Consider the following 15,361-nt stretch of genomic DNA (forward strand, 5'->3'; position numbering starts at 1 on the left):
CCGGTGCTTCCGTCGGCAGGGCCGGCGGTATGTCAGCCCTGCCGGGTGAGCTGGTCACCCACCGCGCGCAACGCCTCGAGGTCCGACACCTCGAACGGCAGCGACGGCACGCCGATGATGGGTACGTGCTGGTGGGACGCCGTGAACCGGCTCAGCAGCCGCAACTCCCGCTTCGCGGTCACCGCCCGGTGCGCGTGCACCCGCAGGACCGCGGCGGTCAGCTCGCTCGCCGCGTCGGCCGGCTCGCTCTCGTCCAGCAGGTCGGCGCCGGTGAGGGCGTGGTCGGCGGACAGTGAGGACAGCGTCGGGTGGGTCCGGTTGAGCACCAGGCCCGCCAGCGGCATCCGGTCGCTGGACAGCCGATCCACGAAGAACGCGGCCTCGCGCAGCGCGTCGGGCTCGGCGGCCGCGATCACCACGAACTGCGTGCCCTCCTGGCGGAGCAGCTCGTACGTGCGCGTCGCGCGCTCCCGGAAGCCGCCGAACATCGAGTCCAACGACTGCACGAACGCCGACGCGTCGGACAGCATCTGGCTGCCGACCACCGTCGAGACACCCTTGAGGGCGAGCCCCATCGCGCCCGTCACGAGCCGGCCGATGCCGCGCCCCGGCGCGGTCAGCAGGCGGATCATGCGGCCGTCGAGGAAGGCCCCCAGCCGTTGCGGCGCGTCGAGGAAGTCGAGCGCATTGCGCGACGGCGGCGTGTCCACGATCACCAGGTCCCACCGGTCGTCGGCCGCCAGCTGGCCGAGCTTCTCCATCGCCATGTACTCCTGCGTGCCGGAGAACGACGTGGCGACCGTTTGGTAGAAGGGATTCGCGAGGATCTGCTCGGCCTTGTCGGGCGCCGAGTGCTCGAGCACCATCTCGTCGAACGTGCGACGCATGTTCAGCATCATCGCGTGCAGCTCGCCGGTCGACCCGGGAGCCAGCTCCACCAACTGCGGCTCGTTGTCGAGGTCCTGCACCCCGAGCGCCTGCGCGAGCCGTCGGGCCGGATCGATCGTGAGGACGGCGACGCGGCGGCCCTGCTCGGCCGCGCGCAGTGCCATCGACGCGGCGGTGGTGGTCTTGCCGACGCCGCCCGCACCGCAGCACACGACGATGCGGGTCTTCGGGTCGGCGAGGACGCCGCCGAGATCGAGGGCCGGGGCCGTCCGCGGCGGGTTCATCGCACACCCTGCTCGGTCAGGCGCTCGGCGAGCTCGTAGAGCCCACCGAGGTCGACGCCGTCCACCAGCGCGGGCAGATGCATGCGGGCCACCTTCACGTCGTCGAGTTGCGCAGCGCTCTCGTCCTGCGCGGCCAGCGTGGCCGCGTGCTCGATCGTCTCGGTCAGCAGCCCGGCGAAGTCGTCGTCGGACAGCGTGATGCCCGCCCGTGCCAGGCCCTTGCGGACCGCGGCGGCGTCGACCCGGCCCTTCGCGGCGTCGGCGAGCGCCTCCTGCGGCAGGAACGCCGTGTTGGTGCGGTTGACGATCACCGTGCCCAGATGCAGATCGGCGGCCGCGAGCTCGGCGACAGCGTCCGCGGTCTCCTGCACCGGGAGCGCCTCGAGCAGCGTGACGAGATGCACGACGGTCTCGTCCGAGTGCAGCAGGCGCACCACGCCCTGGCTCTGCGAATGGATCGGCCCACCCTTCGCCAGCTCCGACATCGCGCGCGTCACGTCGAGGAACTTGCCGATCCGGCCGGTCGGCGGCGCGTCCACCACGACGGCGTCGTACGCGCGGCGGCCGGACTTGTCGGTGCGTACCGCGCACTCCTTGATCTTGCCGGTGAGCAGGACGTCACGCAGGCCCGGCGCGAGCGTCGTCGCGAACTCGACGGCGCCGATCTTCTTCATCGCGCGGCCCGCGAAGCCCAGGTTGTAGAACATGTCGAGGTACTCGAGGAACGCGGTCTCGAGGTCGACCGCGAGCGCGAACACCTCGCCGCCGCCCTCGGCGGTCGCGATCTTGGTCTCCTGCGGCGGGAGCGGCGGCACGTCGAACAGCTGCGCGATGCCCTGTCGGCCCTCGACTTCGATGAGCAGCACGCGCCGTCCGCCGGCGGCGAGCGCGAGCGCCAGCGCGGCGGCCACGGTGGACTTGCCGGTGCCGCCCTTGCCGGAGACGAAGTGCAGTCGCGCCGCGCCTGCGTTGGAAGGCCATGCCGGCTCGCCGGGGTGCGGCCGCCCGTGGGCGGCCGGATCTGTCGGTGCTGCCACGGGCACGAGCCTATAAGTCGAGGAGCGCGCACGTGCGGGGGATAGGCTCCACGGCATGAGCGAATTGACTACCTGGGAGTACGCGACCGTGCCGCTCCTGACGCACGCGACCAAGGCGATCCTCGACCAGTGGGGCGGGGACGGCTGGGAACTGGTCACCGTGCTCCCCGGCCCGACCGGCGAGCAGCACGTGGCCTACCTCAAGCGTCCGAAGGGCTGAGACCGTGGCAGACACCGCACAGTCCTGGACCGCGCGCCTGGCCGAGCTGGGCATCGAACTGCCGCCGGTGGCCGCGCCCGTCGCCGCCTACGTGCCGGCCGTCCGCACCGGAGACCACGTCCACACCTCGGGTCAGCTGCCGTTCGTCGACGGCAAGCTGCCGATCGTCGGCAAGCTCGGCGCGGACGTCTCGGACGCCGACGCGAAGGCCGCCGCGCGTCAGTGCGCGCTGAACGCGCTCGCCGCCGTGGACGCGCTGGTCGGCCTGGACTCGATCGTGCGCATCGTCAAGGTCGTCGGCTTCGTGGCCTCGGCCGAGGGCTTCACCGGTCAGCCCGGCGTGATCAACGGCGCGTCCGAGTTCCTCGGTGAGGTGTTCGGCGACGCCGGTATCCACGCGCGCTCGGCGGTCGGTGTCGCCGAGCTGCCGCTGGGGTCGCCCGTCGAGGTGGAACTCATCGCCGAGGTGCGCTGAGCGCCACCCGCTTTCCCTGCTGAGCCGCATTCCCGAAAGGGTGTGCGGCTCAGTTGTTTTCGGGGTTCCGGGAGTTCACGTGGTCGACGAGGCGGCGCATGCAGCCGACCGCGAGTTCCGCGGGACCGTCCGGGCCGGTGGTGGGGGCGTCGGTGGCCGCCCACGTCTCGACCGCGATGCGCATCGCGGCGTTCGCGGCCGCCGCGACCAGTCGGACGGTCAGCGGATCGGTGTCCGGGCCCATCAGCGGCGTCAGTGCCGCGACCAGACCCTCCTCCGAATCGTGTTGCACGCGAAGCCACACCGCGTGCAGGCCCGGTTCGTCGTGCACCGTTCGCAGCAGCCCCCGCGTCCACTGCAGCATCTCCTCGGTGACGTCCTCCGACGGTGTCAGGGCCCGCCGCGTCGCGCGTTCGAGGGCTTGCTCGACGGACGGGGTGTCTGCCGCGTCGGCCTCCTCGGTGAGGTAGGTGATCCAGTTGGTGACCCCGCCCGCGAGGAGCGGCGAGACGGCGTCCTCCTTGGTGCGGAAATAGCGGTAGAACGTGCGCAGGCCGATCCCCGCCGCCGCCGCGATCTCCTCCGCGGTCACCGACGACGCGCCCCTCGCGGAGAACAGGTCTGCCGCGCGCCGGGAGATCTCGAGTTGCGTCTCCGCCTTGCGTCGCTCGGTCAGCGACGTGACGGGTTGTGCGCCGGGCATGTTCTGGGCTCCTCCGATGGTCTCGGATCGCAGACTACCGGTCCTGTTCCGAAGAAATTCGTGACACAACGTGCCAAGTCGGCCTACTGTGCCAATAGGTCCACAACACGACTCTAGTTGATCAGGAGAGACCATGAAGCGATTCGACGGACGTCGAGTACTCATCACCGGCGCCGGATCCGGCATCGGGCAGGCCACGGCCGCCCGCATCCTCGAGGAGGGCGGCATCGTCGTCGCCGCCGATGTGTCCGAGGCCGGGCTCGAGGTGACGCGTGAGCGGGCCGCCGCGGCCGGCACCGCCGACCGGCTGACCACGGCGATCGTGGACATCTCGAACGAGGACTCGGTCCGGGAGAACATCGGCGGCGCGATCGAGGGCCTCGGCGGCCTCGACGTGCTGATCAACGCCGCGGGCATCCTGCGCTCCTCGCACACCGAGAAGACCACCCTCGACTTCTGGAACAAGGTGGTCGGGGTCAACCTGACCGGCACGTTCCTGGTCACCCGCGAGGCGCTGCCCGCGCTACTCGAGTCGGGCAAGGGTGTCGTGGTGAACTTCAGCTCCACCTCCGCCCATTTCGCGCACCCGTACATGGCCGCGTACGCCGCCACCAAGGGCGGCATCCGCTCGTTCACCCACGCGATCGCGCTCGAGTACGCCAAGCAGGGCCTGCGCGCCGTCGCCGTCGAGCCGGGCAGCATCGCGTCCGGCATGACCAGCGATCCGGGATTCCCGGAGGACGTCGATCCGAGCCTGATCGGCAAGCTCTACCCGTGGATCGGCGAGGGCTTCGCGCCGCCGGAGGACGTGGCCGGTGTGATCGCGATGCTCGCCTCCGACGACGGCAAGTTCGTCACCGGCACCGAGATCCGGATCGACGGCGGCACCCACATGTGAGTGCGCTTGCGCCGCACCAGGTGTCGGGCTGATCGGACGCACGTTCGGTGGAGTCGTACAGTGAGGACCGGTTTCGGTTCCGGATTCCACCGAACATGCTGTCGGCCCGTCAGGAAGGTGCGTCGATGACGCTTCAGCACCCCGCATACGCCCAGCTGCGTCAGGTCACGCCGACCGCCGCGGTGATCCTCGAGAAAAACCCCAGCATGTACTCGCTCGAGGGCACCAACACCTGGATCCTGCGGGCCCCCGGCGGCGACGAGTGCATCGTCGTCGACCCGGGCGACGACGACCCCGAGCACCTGGCGCGGGTCGCGGACGTCGGGACCGTGGTGCTGACGCTGATCTCGCACCGCCACCACGACCACACCGGCGGCATCGACCGGTTCTTCGAACTGACCGGTGCCCCGGTGCGTGCGGTGCACGAGGAGTTCCGCCGCGGCGGCGGTGGCGGCCTCGAGCACGACGAGGTCATCGAGGCCGCGGGCCTGACGTTGCGGGTGCTGTGGACCCCGGGGCACACCGCCGATTCGGTGTCGTTCGTGATCGAGGGGGAGGGGTCCGTGCTCACCGCCGACACCATCCTCGGCCGCGGCACCACCGTCCTCGACGCGTCGGACGGCAACCTGCGCGACTACCTGGAGTCGATGCGGATCCTCATCGGCCTCGGCCCCGGTCGGACGGTGCTGCCCGGGCACGGCCCGGAACTGCCCGACCTCCAGGCCGTGGCGCAGTACTACCTCGCGCACCGCGAGGAGCGGCTCGCCCAGGTCCGGGGCGCCCTCGACGTCCTCGGTGCCGACGCCGACGTGCGTGCGGTGGTCGAACACGTCTACACCGACGTCGACGAGACGCTGTGGCCGGCCGCCGAGCAGTCGGTGCGGGTGCAGTTGGAGTACCTGCGCGGCTGAGCGCGCGCCGACCATTCGGCGCGCCGCCCGGCCCCGCCTTCGTCAGGAGATCTTGGCGATCACCGATTCCGCGTAGTTCTCGAGGTTCGCGATCTTGCGCTCCAGTGGCTCCGTGTCCGGTGCGACCTCGTACGAGTTGCGGAAGCCGACGATCACATCGGTGACGCCCTTGTCCTCGAGCCGCTTGACCCCGTCGACGGTGAAGGCCTCCGCCGACGCGACGTGGATCTCGAACGGGGCGTCCGCCTTGCCCTCCGCGGCGCGGATCTTCTGCAGCTTCGCGAGCATCACATCGAGCTCCTCCGGGTCGCCGCCGGCATGCGTCCACCCGTCGCCGCGCACCACGGCGCGGCGCAAGGCCGCATCGCTGTGCCCGCCGATCAGGATCGGGATCGGCTGGGTCGGAACCGGATTCAGCTTGATCGACGGCACGTCGTAGATCTCGCCGTGGTACTCGAAGTACCCGCCGGCGGTGAGTCCGCGCACGATGTCGATCGCCTCGTCCGTCCGCCGGCCGCGTCGTTCCCACGGCACCCCCATGACCTGGAAGTCCTCGGGCCACGGGCTGACCCCGACGCCCAGTCGCAGACGGTTGTTCGTCAGGTAGGCCACCGAGGCGGCCTGCTTGGCGACGAGGACCGGCGGACGGATGGGGAGCTTGAGCACGAAGGTGGTGAACCGCAGCGTGCTCGTCGCCGCACCCAGGGCCATGGCGAGGATCATCGCCTCCACGAACGGCTTGTTCTCGAGGAACTCCCGGTTCCCGTCGGGCGTGTAGGGGTAGACCGAATCGGACTCCTCCGGGTAGCAGATGCTGTCTGCGATGGTCATGGAGTCGAATCCGACGCGTTCGGCCGCCTGGGCGAGCGGCACGTAGAAGTCGGGGTCGGTCATGGCCTCTGCATAGGTGAATCGCACGGTGGGCTTCCTTCGGTCGAGTGGTGGTCGGCGAACCGACACGACGGGCAACGGACGTGGACCACGGTCGTGAGGGGCGGGCGCCGCCACCCCACCCACGCATTCTGGGAGTGGGCTGGATCACATGTCAGTGTCACTCCCACTGCGCGGGAAGCCCGGCCCCTGGCGTGGGCGGCACGTATGCCCAACCGGTCATGACTCCGACCGGATTTGGCATTTGTTCGGCATGGGCCGGAACTCGACCATTGATCCATGACTTCATCCCTCGACGGTTGGATCCGTAACTTCGTCGACGGCGCATTCGTCGATCCCGACCCGCAGCGCGGCTTCGATCGGACCGATCCGGCGACCGGTCGCGTGCTCGCCCAGGTGCACGAGGCCGACCAGGCGCTCGTCGACCGGGCCGTGACCTCGGCCCGTCGAGCGCTCGACGGCGGTTGGGCCGACACCCCGGTCCGGGAGCGGGCCGCGCTGCTGCGCCGCGCCGCGGATCGGATCGAGGAACGCTTCGAGGAGTTCGTCGCGGCCGAGATGGCGGACACCGGCAAGCCGCTCACCCAGGCGCGCGAACTCGACGTCGCCCGCGCGCTCACCAACTTCCGGACCTTCGCCGACATCGTCTCCGCGGCCGGTCAGGAATCGTTCATGACCGACCTGGCGGGCGGGCGTCAGGCGCTCAACTACGCGGTCCGCAAGCCGCTCGGCGTGGTCGCGGTCATCGTGCCGTGGAACCTGCCGCTGCTGCTGCTCACCTGGAAGGTGGCGCCCGCCCTCGCGTGCGGCAACGCGGTGGTGGTCAAGCCCAGTGAGGAGACCCCGGCGACGGCAACCCTGCTCGCGGAGGTGTTGGCGGAGGTCGGCCTGCCCGCCGGCGTGTACAACGTGGTGCACGGTTTCGGTGGCAACTCCGCCGGCGAGTACCTCACGACCCACCCCGGCATCGACGGCGTCACGTTCACCGGTTCGTCCGCGACGGGCTCGCATGTGATGAAAACCGTTGCGCCGCGGGTGCGTCCGGTTTCCTTCGAGCTCGGCGGCAAGAACGCGGCGATCGTGTTCGACGACGTCGATCTGGACGAGGCGCTGACCGGCCTGACCAAGTCGGTGTTCACCAACACCGGGCAGGTGTGCCTGTGCACCGAGCGGGTGTACGTGCATCGCTCGATCTTCGACGACGTCGCGACCGGTCTGGCCGAGCGCGCCGAGCAACTCCGGCTGGGGGACCCCACCGCCGCGGACACCACCACCGGGCCGCTCATCTCGCAGGCCCACCGCGAGAAGGTGCTGAGCTACTTCCGGATGGCCGAACAGTCCGGGGCGAAGGTCCTCACCGGCGGCGGAATCCCCGATCTCGGAGAGCGGTTCGCGTACGGATCGTGGATCCAGCCGACGCTGTGGACGGGGCTGACCAACCAGGACCCGGTGCTCCGCGAGGAGATCTTCGGTCCGGTCGCCGCGCTCGTGCCGTTCGACACGGAGGAGGAGGCGGTCGCTCTGGCGAACGACACCAAGTACGGTCTCGCCGCGGCGGTGTGGACCAACGACCTGCGTCGCGGTCACCGGGTGGCCCAGAAGATGAACGTCGGAATCTCGTGGGTCAACACGTGGTTCACGCGCGAGTTGCGGTCGCCGTTCGGCGGTGTCGGGCTCTCCGGCATCGGCCGCGAGGGCGGCGAATCGTCGCTGCACTTCTACACCGAGCCCACCAACGTGTGCGTGGCACTGTGATCGAAAGGGACATGATCGTGGGAAGTGAGAGCTGATGTCACTGAGCAGCAACGAGATCGCGGCACTGGCGGATCGACTGGACGAGGCGCAGATCGGCGTCCACGACACGATCAGCCTCGCCGACGACACCGACATCGACATCGACGACGCGTACCGTATCCAGGAAGCCGTCGTCGCACGGCGCCTCGGCCGCGGTGAAGCGCTCGTCGGTGTCAAACTCGGGTTCACCAGCAAGGCCAAGATGGCGCAGATGGGGGTCTCCGACGTGATCGTCGGCCGTCTCACCGACGCGATGCGCGTCGAGGACGGCGGGAAGGTCGACCTGCAGCGGTTCATCCACCCGAAGATCGAACCCGAGGTGGCGTACCGGTTGAGCCGCGACGTCGACCTCGACGATCCGACGATCGACATCGTCGCCTGCGTCGACGGCGTCGCGCCGGCCATGGAGATCATCGACTCCCGTTACCGGGACTTCCGCTTCACGTACACCGATGTCGTCGCGGACAACACCTCCGCCGCGGCGTACGTGATCGGGCCGTGGTCCGACCTCCAGGACGTCTCCGACCGAGCCGTGCGTCTGACGGTCGGCGACACGGCCGTCGACGGTTCCACCGGCGCGATCCTCGACGACCCGGTCAACGCGCTGCACGCGCTCCTCGACATGTGCCGGCGTCGGCGGATTCCGCTGCGGGCGGGAGAGGTCGTGCTCGCCGGCGCGGCGACGGCCGCGGTGCCGCTGACCGCCACCGTCGCCCGGTGCGAGATCGCCGGACTGGGCGCCGTGACAGTGAAGGGAATCGCATGAGTGACAACGCCGCCAAGGTGATCGACCGTCTCGCCACGCCGCGCGGACGCTTCCCGCACGTGAAGGTGGTGGGCGACTTCGTGTACGTCTCCGGCACCAGTTCGCGTCGCCCGGACAACACGTTCGTCGGCGTCGAGGTCGACGAGATGGGGACCACGAACCTCGACATCCGCGCCCAGACCCGCGCGGTGATCGAGAACATCCGATCGATCCTGGCGGAGGTCGGCGCCGACCTGAACGACCTCGTCCAGGTGACGTCGTACCTGGTGTCCATGAACGACTTCGGCGGCTACAACGAGGTGTACGCCGAGATGTTCGACGAGACCGGTCCCACCCGCACCACCGTTGCGGTGCATCAGCTTCCGCACCCCCACCTGCTCATCGAGATCCAGGGCGTCGCCTACCTGCCCGCCCACCGCCGTACGAACGCCCCCGACACGGAGGACCGCGCATGACCGTCATCCCGCCCGTCATCGACTTCCAGAAGTGGATCGCCGAGAACCGGCACCTGCTCGCCCCGCCGGTCAACAACCAGACCATGGCGCTCGGTGACGACTTCATCGTGCAGGTCGTCGGCGGACCGAACGAGCGCACCGACTACCACCTCGACCCGTACGAGGAGTGGTTCTATCAGATCGAGGGCGACATCCACGTCGACGTCATGACCGAGGACGGGCCGCAGCGGGTGCACATCCGCGAGGGCGAGACCTGGCTGCTCCCGGGCAATCTGCCGCACTCGCCGCAGCGCCCGACCGCCGGCTCGATCGGGCTGGTCATCGAACGGGTGCGCCGCGAGGGCACCCTCGAGAAGTTCCAGTGGTACTGCCTCGAGTGCAACCACCTGATCCACGAGATCGAACTCCAGGTGCGCGACATCGTCGCCGACCTCCCGCCCGTGTTCGTGCAGTTCTATGAGGACGAGCAGGCGCGCACGTGCGGCAACTGCGGTGCCCTGCACCCGGGGAAGGGCTGACGTGAGCGGCATCATCGACGTCCACACCCACTACGTCCCCAAGGGGTGGCCGGACCTGACGGGTGACGCCGGACCCGACGCGCCGTGGCTGCGGGTCGAGAGCGAGTCCGAGGCCGTGATCATGATGGGCTCCAAGGAGTTCCGTCGGATCCAGGCCGATGCCTGGGATGCGGAGACGCGGCTGCGGGACATGGACGCCGACGGCGTCCGGACCCAGGTGGTCTCGCCGACGCCGGCGTTCTTCAACTACGGGCGCACCGGGGAACAGGCCGAGCGGATCTCTCGGATCTTCAACGACCTCGCGCTCGAGATCGTCGAACCGGCACCCGACCGGCTGATCCCGTTCTGTCAGGTGCCGTTGCAGGACGCCGACGCGGCCTGCCGCGAGGTGGAGCGCTGCGTCGCCAACGGGCACCGCGGCGTCGAGATCGGCAACCACGTCGGTGACCGTGACCTCGACAGCGAGGGCGTGGTGACGTTCCTGCAACACTGTGCGTCGCTCGACGTGCCGGTGTTCGTCCACCCGTGGGACATGGACTCGTCACCACGACTGGATCGGTGGATGGCGCAGTGGCTGACCGCGATGCCGGCCGAGACGCACCTGTCGATCCTCGCGCTCGTCCTCGGGGGCGTCTTCGACCGCATCGACGAGCGCCTGAAGATCGGATTCGCGCACGGTGGTGGATCGTTCGCGTTCTGGCTGGGCCGGATGGAGAACGCGTGGCACCGTCGCCACGACGTCATCGGAACGTCGGAGATGCCGCCGTCGCACTACCTCGGCCGGTTCTACGTGGACTCGGTGGTGTTCGACGACCGCGCCCTGCGCCTGCTCGTCGACACCGTCGGCGTCGAGCGCGTGATGGTGGGCAGCGACTACCCGTACCCGCTGGGCGAGCGCCCCGTCGGCGAGGTGGTGCGCAAGAGCGAGTTCCTGGGGGAGGTAGAGCGGCACCTGATCCAGCGCGGGAACGCCGAGCGCTTCCTCGGGATCTCCGATATCGCCTGAGGCATACCCAAATTGAGATATCCAGCGGCCGATTCGGCATTTGTGAGTCATGTCTCACGTGGGCAGAATTCTCTGCACGAGGCCGATGAGGCCGCTGAATTCTCCTGGTGAACAACGGATCTCGATGATCCGACCGCCTCCCCGACACCCGATAGGTATCTGCGATGACCGACAGCACGACACGAGGTGGGGTCGCCGCCCCGGCCGCGGCCGCGCGCAGCCGCGTCGCCATGGCGACCCTGGCCGGCACCACGCTCGAGTGGTACGACTTCTTCCTCTACGGCACTGCCGCCGCACTGATCTTCAACAAGCAGTTCTTCCCCAGCCTGAGCCCCACCGCCGGCACCCTGGCAGCGTTCAGCACGTTCGCCGTCGGGTTCATCGCCCGGCCGCTCGGCGGCCTGGTGTTCGGCCACTTCGGAGACCGGATCGGCCGCAAGGCGACGCTCGTGGTCTCGCTCGTGATGATGGGCATCGGGTCGACCCTGATCGGCCTCATCCCCAACTACGACGCGATCGGAGTGTGGGCGCCGATCCTGCTCGTGGCGATGCGCGTCGTGCAGGGCATCGGGCTCGGCGGTGAGGGTGCCGGGGCGACGCTGATGTCGATGGAGCACGCCCCCGCCGGGAAGAAGAACCTCTACGCCGGCTTCCCGCAGATGGGTACCCCGGCCGGGCTCGTGCTGGCGAACGGCATCTTCCTCACCACCAGCTCGGTGATGTCGGACAGTGCCTTCGCGTCGTGGGGCTGGCGGATCCCGTTCGTGCTCAGCTTCGTTCTCGTCGCGATCGGTCTCGCCATCCGCCTGCGGGTCACCGAGTCCCCGTCCTTCACCGGCATCGTCGAGAACAACGAGGTGTCGAAGTTCCCGCTCCGTGAGTCCCTGAAGGTCGGCTTCCCCCGCCTGTCGCTCACCCTGCTCGCGGTCCTCGCGAACTCCGCCGTCGCGTACGCCTTCATGGTGTTCTCGCTGTCCTACGGCAGTCAGCACCTCGGCTACGACAAGCAGTTCCTGATCCTGTGCGTGACGGCTGCCGCAGTGCTGTGGTTCGCGTCGATCCCGGTGTGGACCAGGGTCGCCGACAAGCACGGCCGCCGCACGATGTTCATCGCCGGCTCCGCCGCGATCCTGGTGTGGTGCGTGCTGTTCTTCCCGCTGCTCAACACCGAGAACTCGGTCGTCGCGGTGGTCGCGTTCCTCGGCATGGGCCTGATCGTCCCGGTCACCCACTGCGTGCAGGGCAGCATCATCGCCGACACCTTCCCCGCGAAGGTGCGCTACTCGGGGTCGTCGCTGATCCTGCAGAGCGGTGCCATCCTGGGCGGCGGCCTGGCGCCGATGATCGCGACCGCGCTGCTGGACGCCACCGGGTCGTCCACCGGCGTCACGTGGTACCTCGCCACCGTCTGCGCGATCAGCCTGGTGGGTGCGATCGCCCTGTTCCGGGTCGTGCCGGACTCGTCGCGCGGACTGCAGCACGACGAGGAGACCGCGCCCGTCCACGCCTGATTCCCGTCGGGGAACCCGAGCCGCCCACCGCCTGGTGGGCGGCTCGGGTCCGTTCCGGGGTCAGGACCGGTCGGCCGCGATCTCGGCGGCGAACTCCGCGAGGAAATCCACCAGGGCCGACGCCGACGGGCTCAGTGTGCGTCCGGCCGACAGGGTGATGCCGACGCTGTGACCGATCGGATCGAGCGTCATCGGCAGCGTGGTCAGGCGGGCGTCGTCCCGGGGGATCAGGCTGGGCAGCGCCGCAACCATGTCGGTCTCGAGCAGCAGTTGCCGCACCGTCAGGAACGACGTGGCCTCCACCCGATTCTCCGGCAGGGGCAGGCTGTTGCGGGCGAAGAACTCCTCGAGCTCGCGGCGCAGGGCGGTCTCGACACCGGGCAGGATCCACGGGTACGCGGCGAGATCGGTCAGCTGCAGGTCGGACCGGCCCGCGAGTGGGTGGCCCAGCCGCGTCACGAGTTCCACCGATTCGGCATACAACGTTCGGCGCACGGCCATCTCGTCGGTGGGGGAGGTGAGCCGACCCACGATGAGATCGATTCGCCCGGACTGCAGTTCGGTCAGAAGCATCTCCGGTGTGCCCTCGCGCACCACCACGGTCAACAAGGGGCGTTCGGACTTCAACCGGGCGATGGCACCGGGGAGCAGGACGTTGGAGCCGGCGAGATGCGTTCCCACGACCACGGTTCCGCGATCGGCATCAGCGAGTTCGACGACGTGCCGCCCCGCCTGGGTGAGCTGTGCGATCACCGCGCGGGCGTGCGCGGTGAACGCCTCGCCGAAGATCGTCGGAGTGATGCCGCGGGGGCCCCGGTCGTACAGGGAGACACCGAGAATCGCTTCGAGGTCGTGCAGGCTGCGCGTGGCGACCGGCTGGGTGACGTGGAGTGCGGCGGCCGCCGCGACGACGCTTCCCTGACTGGTCAGCGCGTCGACGAGGAGCAGGTGGCGGAGCTTGAGGCGCCCGTCCAGCAGTTTGGGCATGTCCATGGGGGGATCCTAGCGAGGGCCGCGCCGCGCTTGTACCGTCAGCGATTTGGTGGTTGCAGGACGCAACTGTCCTGCGCTGGGGCAGGTTTCGCGTCCGTCCCTGCAGGCGAGATCAAGCCGTGGCGTCGAGCCCGGCGAACAGTCCGAGGAGCGCGGCGCTCAGGGCCGAGCCGCGGTCGCCGAGATCGAGGAAGACGTCGTAGTGGTTGCGTGCAGGGATGACGAGTAGCTCGCTCTCGGACCGTCGGGCCCACGCCTCGTGGAACATCCGGCTCTGCTCGAGGAAGCCGACGCCGTCGTGCTCGGCGACCGCGACCACCGCCCGCGGGCCCGGCTGGTCGGTCTGCAGCATGGGGCTCAGTGCAGCGGCCCGCGGGGCGTCGAGGCCGAGCCACTCGTTCGCGAACGAGTGCACCAGCGGCCGGATGTCGAACAGCCCGCTGATCGGCATCGCTGCCCGAACCACGTCCGGTGGGAGGCCGAGCGGATCCTGCCAGCCGGGCACCATCGTCGTGGCCGTCAGATGACCGCCGGCCGAACTGCCGCCGACCACGATGCGATTCGGGTCCAGTCCGTGGTCGGCTCCGTGGTGGTACACCCACGCGACCGCTGCCCGCACCTGCCGGACGATCTCCTCGAGCGGCGTGTCCGGTGCCAGTCCGTAGTCGACCGAGACGGTGGCGATGCCCTCGGCCGCGAGCATGCCCGCCATGAACGCCGTGTGATGGCGCGACAGCGCGCGCCAGTAGCCGCCGTGGACCGCGACGAAGGCCGGCCGCAGTCCCGTTCCCGTGCCCCAGACGTCGAGGCGTTCGAGGCTGCGCTGGTCGTATCGCAGATCTGCGAACCCGTCGAGGCCGTCGACGACCTCTCGCGAACGCTGCCGGTACTCGTCGATCGTCGTGTCGAACAGCTCGGCGGAAACGGTGTTGCGGACGTTGTAGTCCGCGTCGATCTGCGGGTCGGTCATCCTTCCATCCTCTGGGGCGGATCGAATGCCTGTCGAATGCGAAACCGGGGCCGAGATATGTCCGTACAGCTATGGCTCCAGCGCATCGAACGACGAAGCCGCCCGGCCCCGGGTGGGGCGGGCGGCTTCGTTCGCGAACGTGCGATCAGCGGGCGCGGCGCGCCAGACGCTCCGAGTCGGAGATCAGGACGCTCTTGCCCTCGAGGCGCAGCCAGCCGCGGTGCGCGAAGTCGGCAAGGGCCTTGTTCACGGTCTCGCGGGAGGCGCCGACGAGCTGGGCGATCTCTTCCTGCGTGAGGTCGTGCGTCACGCGGAGCGAACCGGCCTCCTGGGTGCCGAAGCGCTGCGCGAGCTGCAGCAGCGCCTTGGCGACACGACCCGGGACGTCCGTGAAGATCAGGTCGGCCAGGTTGTTGTTGGTGCGGCGCAGGCGACGCGCGAGGACGCGCAGCAGCTGCTCCGCGATCTCCGGACGCTGGTCGATCCACGACTTGAGGGCATCGCGGTCCATGCTCACGGCGCGGACCTCGGTGACCGTGGTGGCCGTCGACGTGCGCGGGCCCGGGTCGAAGATCGACAGCTCGCCGAACATGTCCGACGGACCCATGATCGTCAGCAGGTTCTCGCGACCGTCCGGCGAGCGGCGGCCGAGCTTAACCTTGCCGGAGACGATGATGTACAGCCGGTCACCGGGCTCGCCCTCGTTGAAGATGACGTGCCCGCGGGGGAAGTCGACGGGCTGAAGCTGCTTGACCAGCGCAGCCACCGCCGAGGGCTCGACTCCTTGGAAGATGCCGGCTCTGGCCAGAACCTCGTCCACGTGCGCTCCTTTGGAAAAAACTATTCATCAATGCAAGTTGCTGCACATCGACTGGGGTCTCATGCAACGAGTACGCGAACAAAGTCTACTTGGCATGGCTGTGTGACGAGTCACGGACACCGCGTAGAGTTCTACGACTTTGCGAAGAATCCTTCTCAGGTTTACCCGTGACCGGGCGATCGGGGACGCGCGTGTCCCGGTGTGCAGGCCGACTACCAGCG

The 15,361-nt window shown here is 69.2% G+C and carries 17 protein-coding genes; 10 read left to right on the forward strand and 7 right to left on the reverse strand.

From position 1 onward, the window contains the following. Window positions 1-32 precede the first annotated feature (32 nt). Both bagB and bagA read right to left on the reverse strand, forming a co-directional pair. Window positions 33-1,172: an ATPase BagB gene (gene bagB, locus EGT67_RS16830; protein WP_127917218.1), complete on the reverse strand. Its 1,140-nt coding sequence runs from the start codon at window positions 1,170-1,172 to the stop codon at window positions 33-35. Then, window positions 1,169-2,215, reverse strand: a complete 1,047-nt coding sequence (gene bagA, locus EGT67_RS16835; RefSeq protein ID WP_421958141.1) for an ATPase BagA — start codon at window positions 2,213-2,215, stop codon at window positions 1,169-1,171. Before bagA ends, bagB begins: the two co-directional genes overlap by 4 nt. Before the next feature lie 49 nt (window positions 2,216-2,264). Between bagA and EGT67_RS16840 the strand changes: the two genes are divergently transcribed. Beyond that, on the forward strand, window positions 2,265-2,429 hold the full coding sequence (locus tag EGT67_RS16840; protein WP_005515911.1) for a Sp36 family protein: 165 nt from the start codon (window positions 2,265-2,267) through the stop codon (window positions 2,427-2,429). 4 nt (window positions 2,430-2,433) lie between these two features. Continuing rightward, complete coding sequence (locus EGT67_RS16845) at window positions 2,434-2,904, forward strand: RidA family protein (protein ID WP_127917219.1); 471 nt, start codon at window positions 2,434-2,436, stop codon at window positions 2,902-2,904. 49 nt (window positions 2,905-2,953) lie between these two features. On the opposite strand, the gene EGT67_RS16850 is transcribed toward EGT67_RS16845, so the two are convergent. Further along, complete coding sequence (locus tag EGT67_RS16850) at window positions 2,954-3,607, reverse strand: TetR/AcrR family transcriptional regulator (protein WP_127917220.1); 654 nt, start codon at window positions 3,605-3,607, stop codon at window positions 2,954-2,956. A 133-nt stretch (window positions 3,608-3,740) separates the two neighbouring features. Between EGT67_RS16850 and EGT67_RS16855 the strand changes: the two genes are divergently transcribed. Together EGT67_RS16855 and EGT67_RS16860 are read left to right on the forward strand one after the other, a co-directional pair. Continuing rightward, window positions 3,741-4,505, forward strand: a complete 765-nt coding sequence (locus EGT67_RS16855) for an SDR family NAD(P)-dependent oxidoreductase (protein ID WP_127917221.1) — start codon at window positions 3,741-3,743, stop codon at window positions 4,503-4,505. A 125-nt stretch (window positions 4,506-4,630) separates the two neighbouring features. Further along, entirely contained in the window at window positions 4,631-5,416 is a 786-nt protein-coding gene (locus EGT67_RS16860) for an MBL fold metallo-hydrolase (protein ID WP_127917222.1), read from the forward strand. Window positions 5,417-5,458: 42 nt separating this feature from the next. Here the strand turns inward: EGT67_RS16860 and EGT67_RS16865 are convergent, their stop codons facing one another. Further along, on the reverse strand, window positions 5,459-6,334 hold the full coding sequence (locus EGT67_RS16865) for a TIGR03619 family F420-dependent LLM class oxidoreductase (RefSeq protein ID WP_127917223.1): 876 nt from the start codon (window positions 6,332-6,334) through the stop codon (window positions 5,459-5,461). 252 nt (window positions 6,335-6,586) lie between these two features. On the opposite strand from EGT67_RS16865, the gene EGT67_RS16870 reads away from it, so the two are divergent. The 6 genes from EGT67_RS16870 to EGT67_RS16895 all read left to right on the forward strand — a co-directional run bounded on the left by EGT67_RS16870 (window position 6,587) and on the right by EGT67_RS16895 (window position 12,357). Then, a complete protein-coding gene (locus EGT67_RS16870) occupies window positions 6,587-8,062 on the forward strand; it encodes a 2-hydroxymuconic semialdehyde dehydrogenase (protein ID WP_127917224.1) in 1,476 nt (491 codons plus the stop codon). A gap of 34 nt (window positions 8,063-8,096) precedes the next feature. Then, the gene (locus tag EGT67_RS16875; RefSeq protein WP_127917225.1) at window positions 8,097-8,867 is read left to right on the forward strand and encodes a 2-keto-4-pentenoate hydratase; all 771 of its coding nucleotides are present in this window, start codon (window positions 8,097-8,099) and stop codon (window positions 8,865-8,867) included. Next, window positions 8,864-9,322 carry a RidA family protein gene (locus EGT67_RS16880; RefSeq protein WP_127917226.1) on the forward strand — a complete coding sequence of 153 codons (459 nt, stop codon included), beginning with the start codon at window positions 8,864-8,866 and terminating at the stop codon, window positions 9,320-9,322. Before EGT67_RS16875 ends, EGT67_RS16880 begins: the two co-directional genes overlap by 4 nt. Then, window positions 9,319-9,840 carry a 3-hydroxyanthranilate 3,4-dioxygenase gene (locus EGT67_RS16885; protein WP_127917227.1) on the forward strand — a complete coding sequence of 174 codons (522 nt, stop codon included), beginning with the start codon at window positions 9,319-9,321 and terminating at the stop codon, window positions 9,838-9,840. The genes EGT67_RS16880 and EGT67_RS16885 overlap by 4 nt, the downstream gene beginning before the upstream one ends. 1 nt (window position 9,841) lies before the next feature. After that, on the forward strand, window positions 9,842-10,846 hold the full coding sequence (locus EGT67_RS16890) for an amidohydrolase family protein (RefSeq protein ID WP_127917228.1): 1,005 nt from the start codon (window positions 9,842-9,844) through the stop codon (window positions 10,844-10,846). Between the two features lie 164 nt (window positions 10,847-11,010). Next, window positions 11,011-12,357, forward strand: coding sequence for an MFS transporter (locus tag EGT67_RS16895; protein ID WP_127917229.1), 1,347 nt, complete (start codon window positions 11,011-11,013; stop codon window positions 12,355-12,357). 60 nt (window positions 12,358-12,417) lie between these two features. Here the strand turns inward: EGT67_RS16895 and EGT67_RS16900 are convergent, their stop codons facing one another. The 3 genes from EGT67_RS16900 to EGT67_RS16910 form a co-directional block, all read right to left on the reverse strand. Beyond that, the gene (locus EGT67_RS16900; protein ID WP_127917230.1) at window positions 12,418-13,350 is read right to left on the reverse strand and encodes a LysR substrate-binding domain-containing protein; all 933 of its coding nucleotides are present in this window, start codon (window positions 13,348-13,350) and stop codon (window positions 12,418-12,420) included. 112 nt (window positions 13,351-13,462) lie between these two features. After that, window positions 13,463-14,320, reverse strand: a complete 858-nt coding sequence (locus tag EGT67_RS16905; RefSeq protein WP_127917231.1) for an alpha/beta hydrolase — start codon at window positions 14,318-14,320, stop codon at window positions 13,463-13,465. A gap of 145 nt (window positions 14,321-14,465) precedes the next feature. After that, on the reverse strand, window positions 14,466-15,140 hold the full coding sequence (locus tag EGT67_RS16910) for a Crp/Fnr family transcriptional regulator (protein ID WP_005515884.1): 675 nt from the start codon (window positions 15,138-15,140) through the stop codon (window positions 14,466-14,468). Between the last annotated feature and the right edge of the window lie 221 nt (window positions 15,141-15,361).

Source organism: Prescottella agglutinans, assembly GCF_004011865.1.
In the GTDB taxonomy this organism is placed as follows: domain Bacteria; phylum Actinomycetota; class Actinomycetes; order Mycobacteriales; family Mycobacteriaceae; genus Prescottella; species Prescottella agglutinans.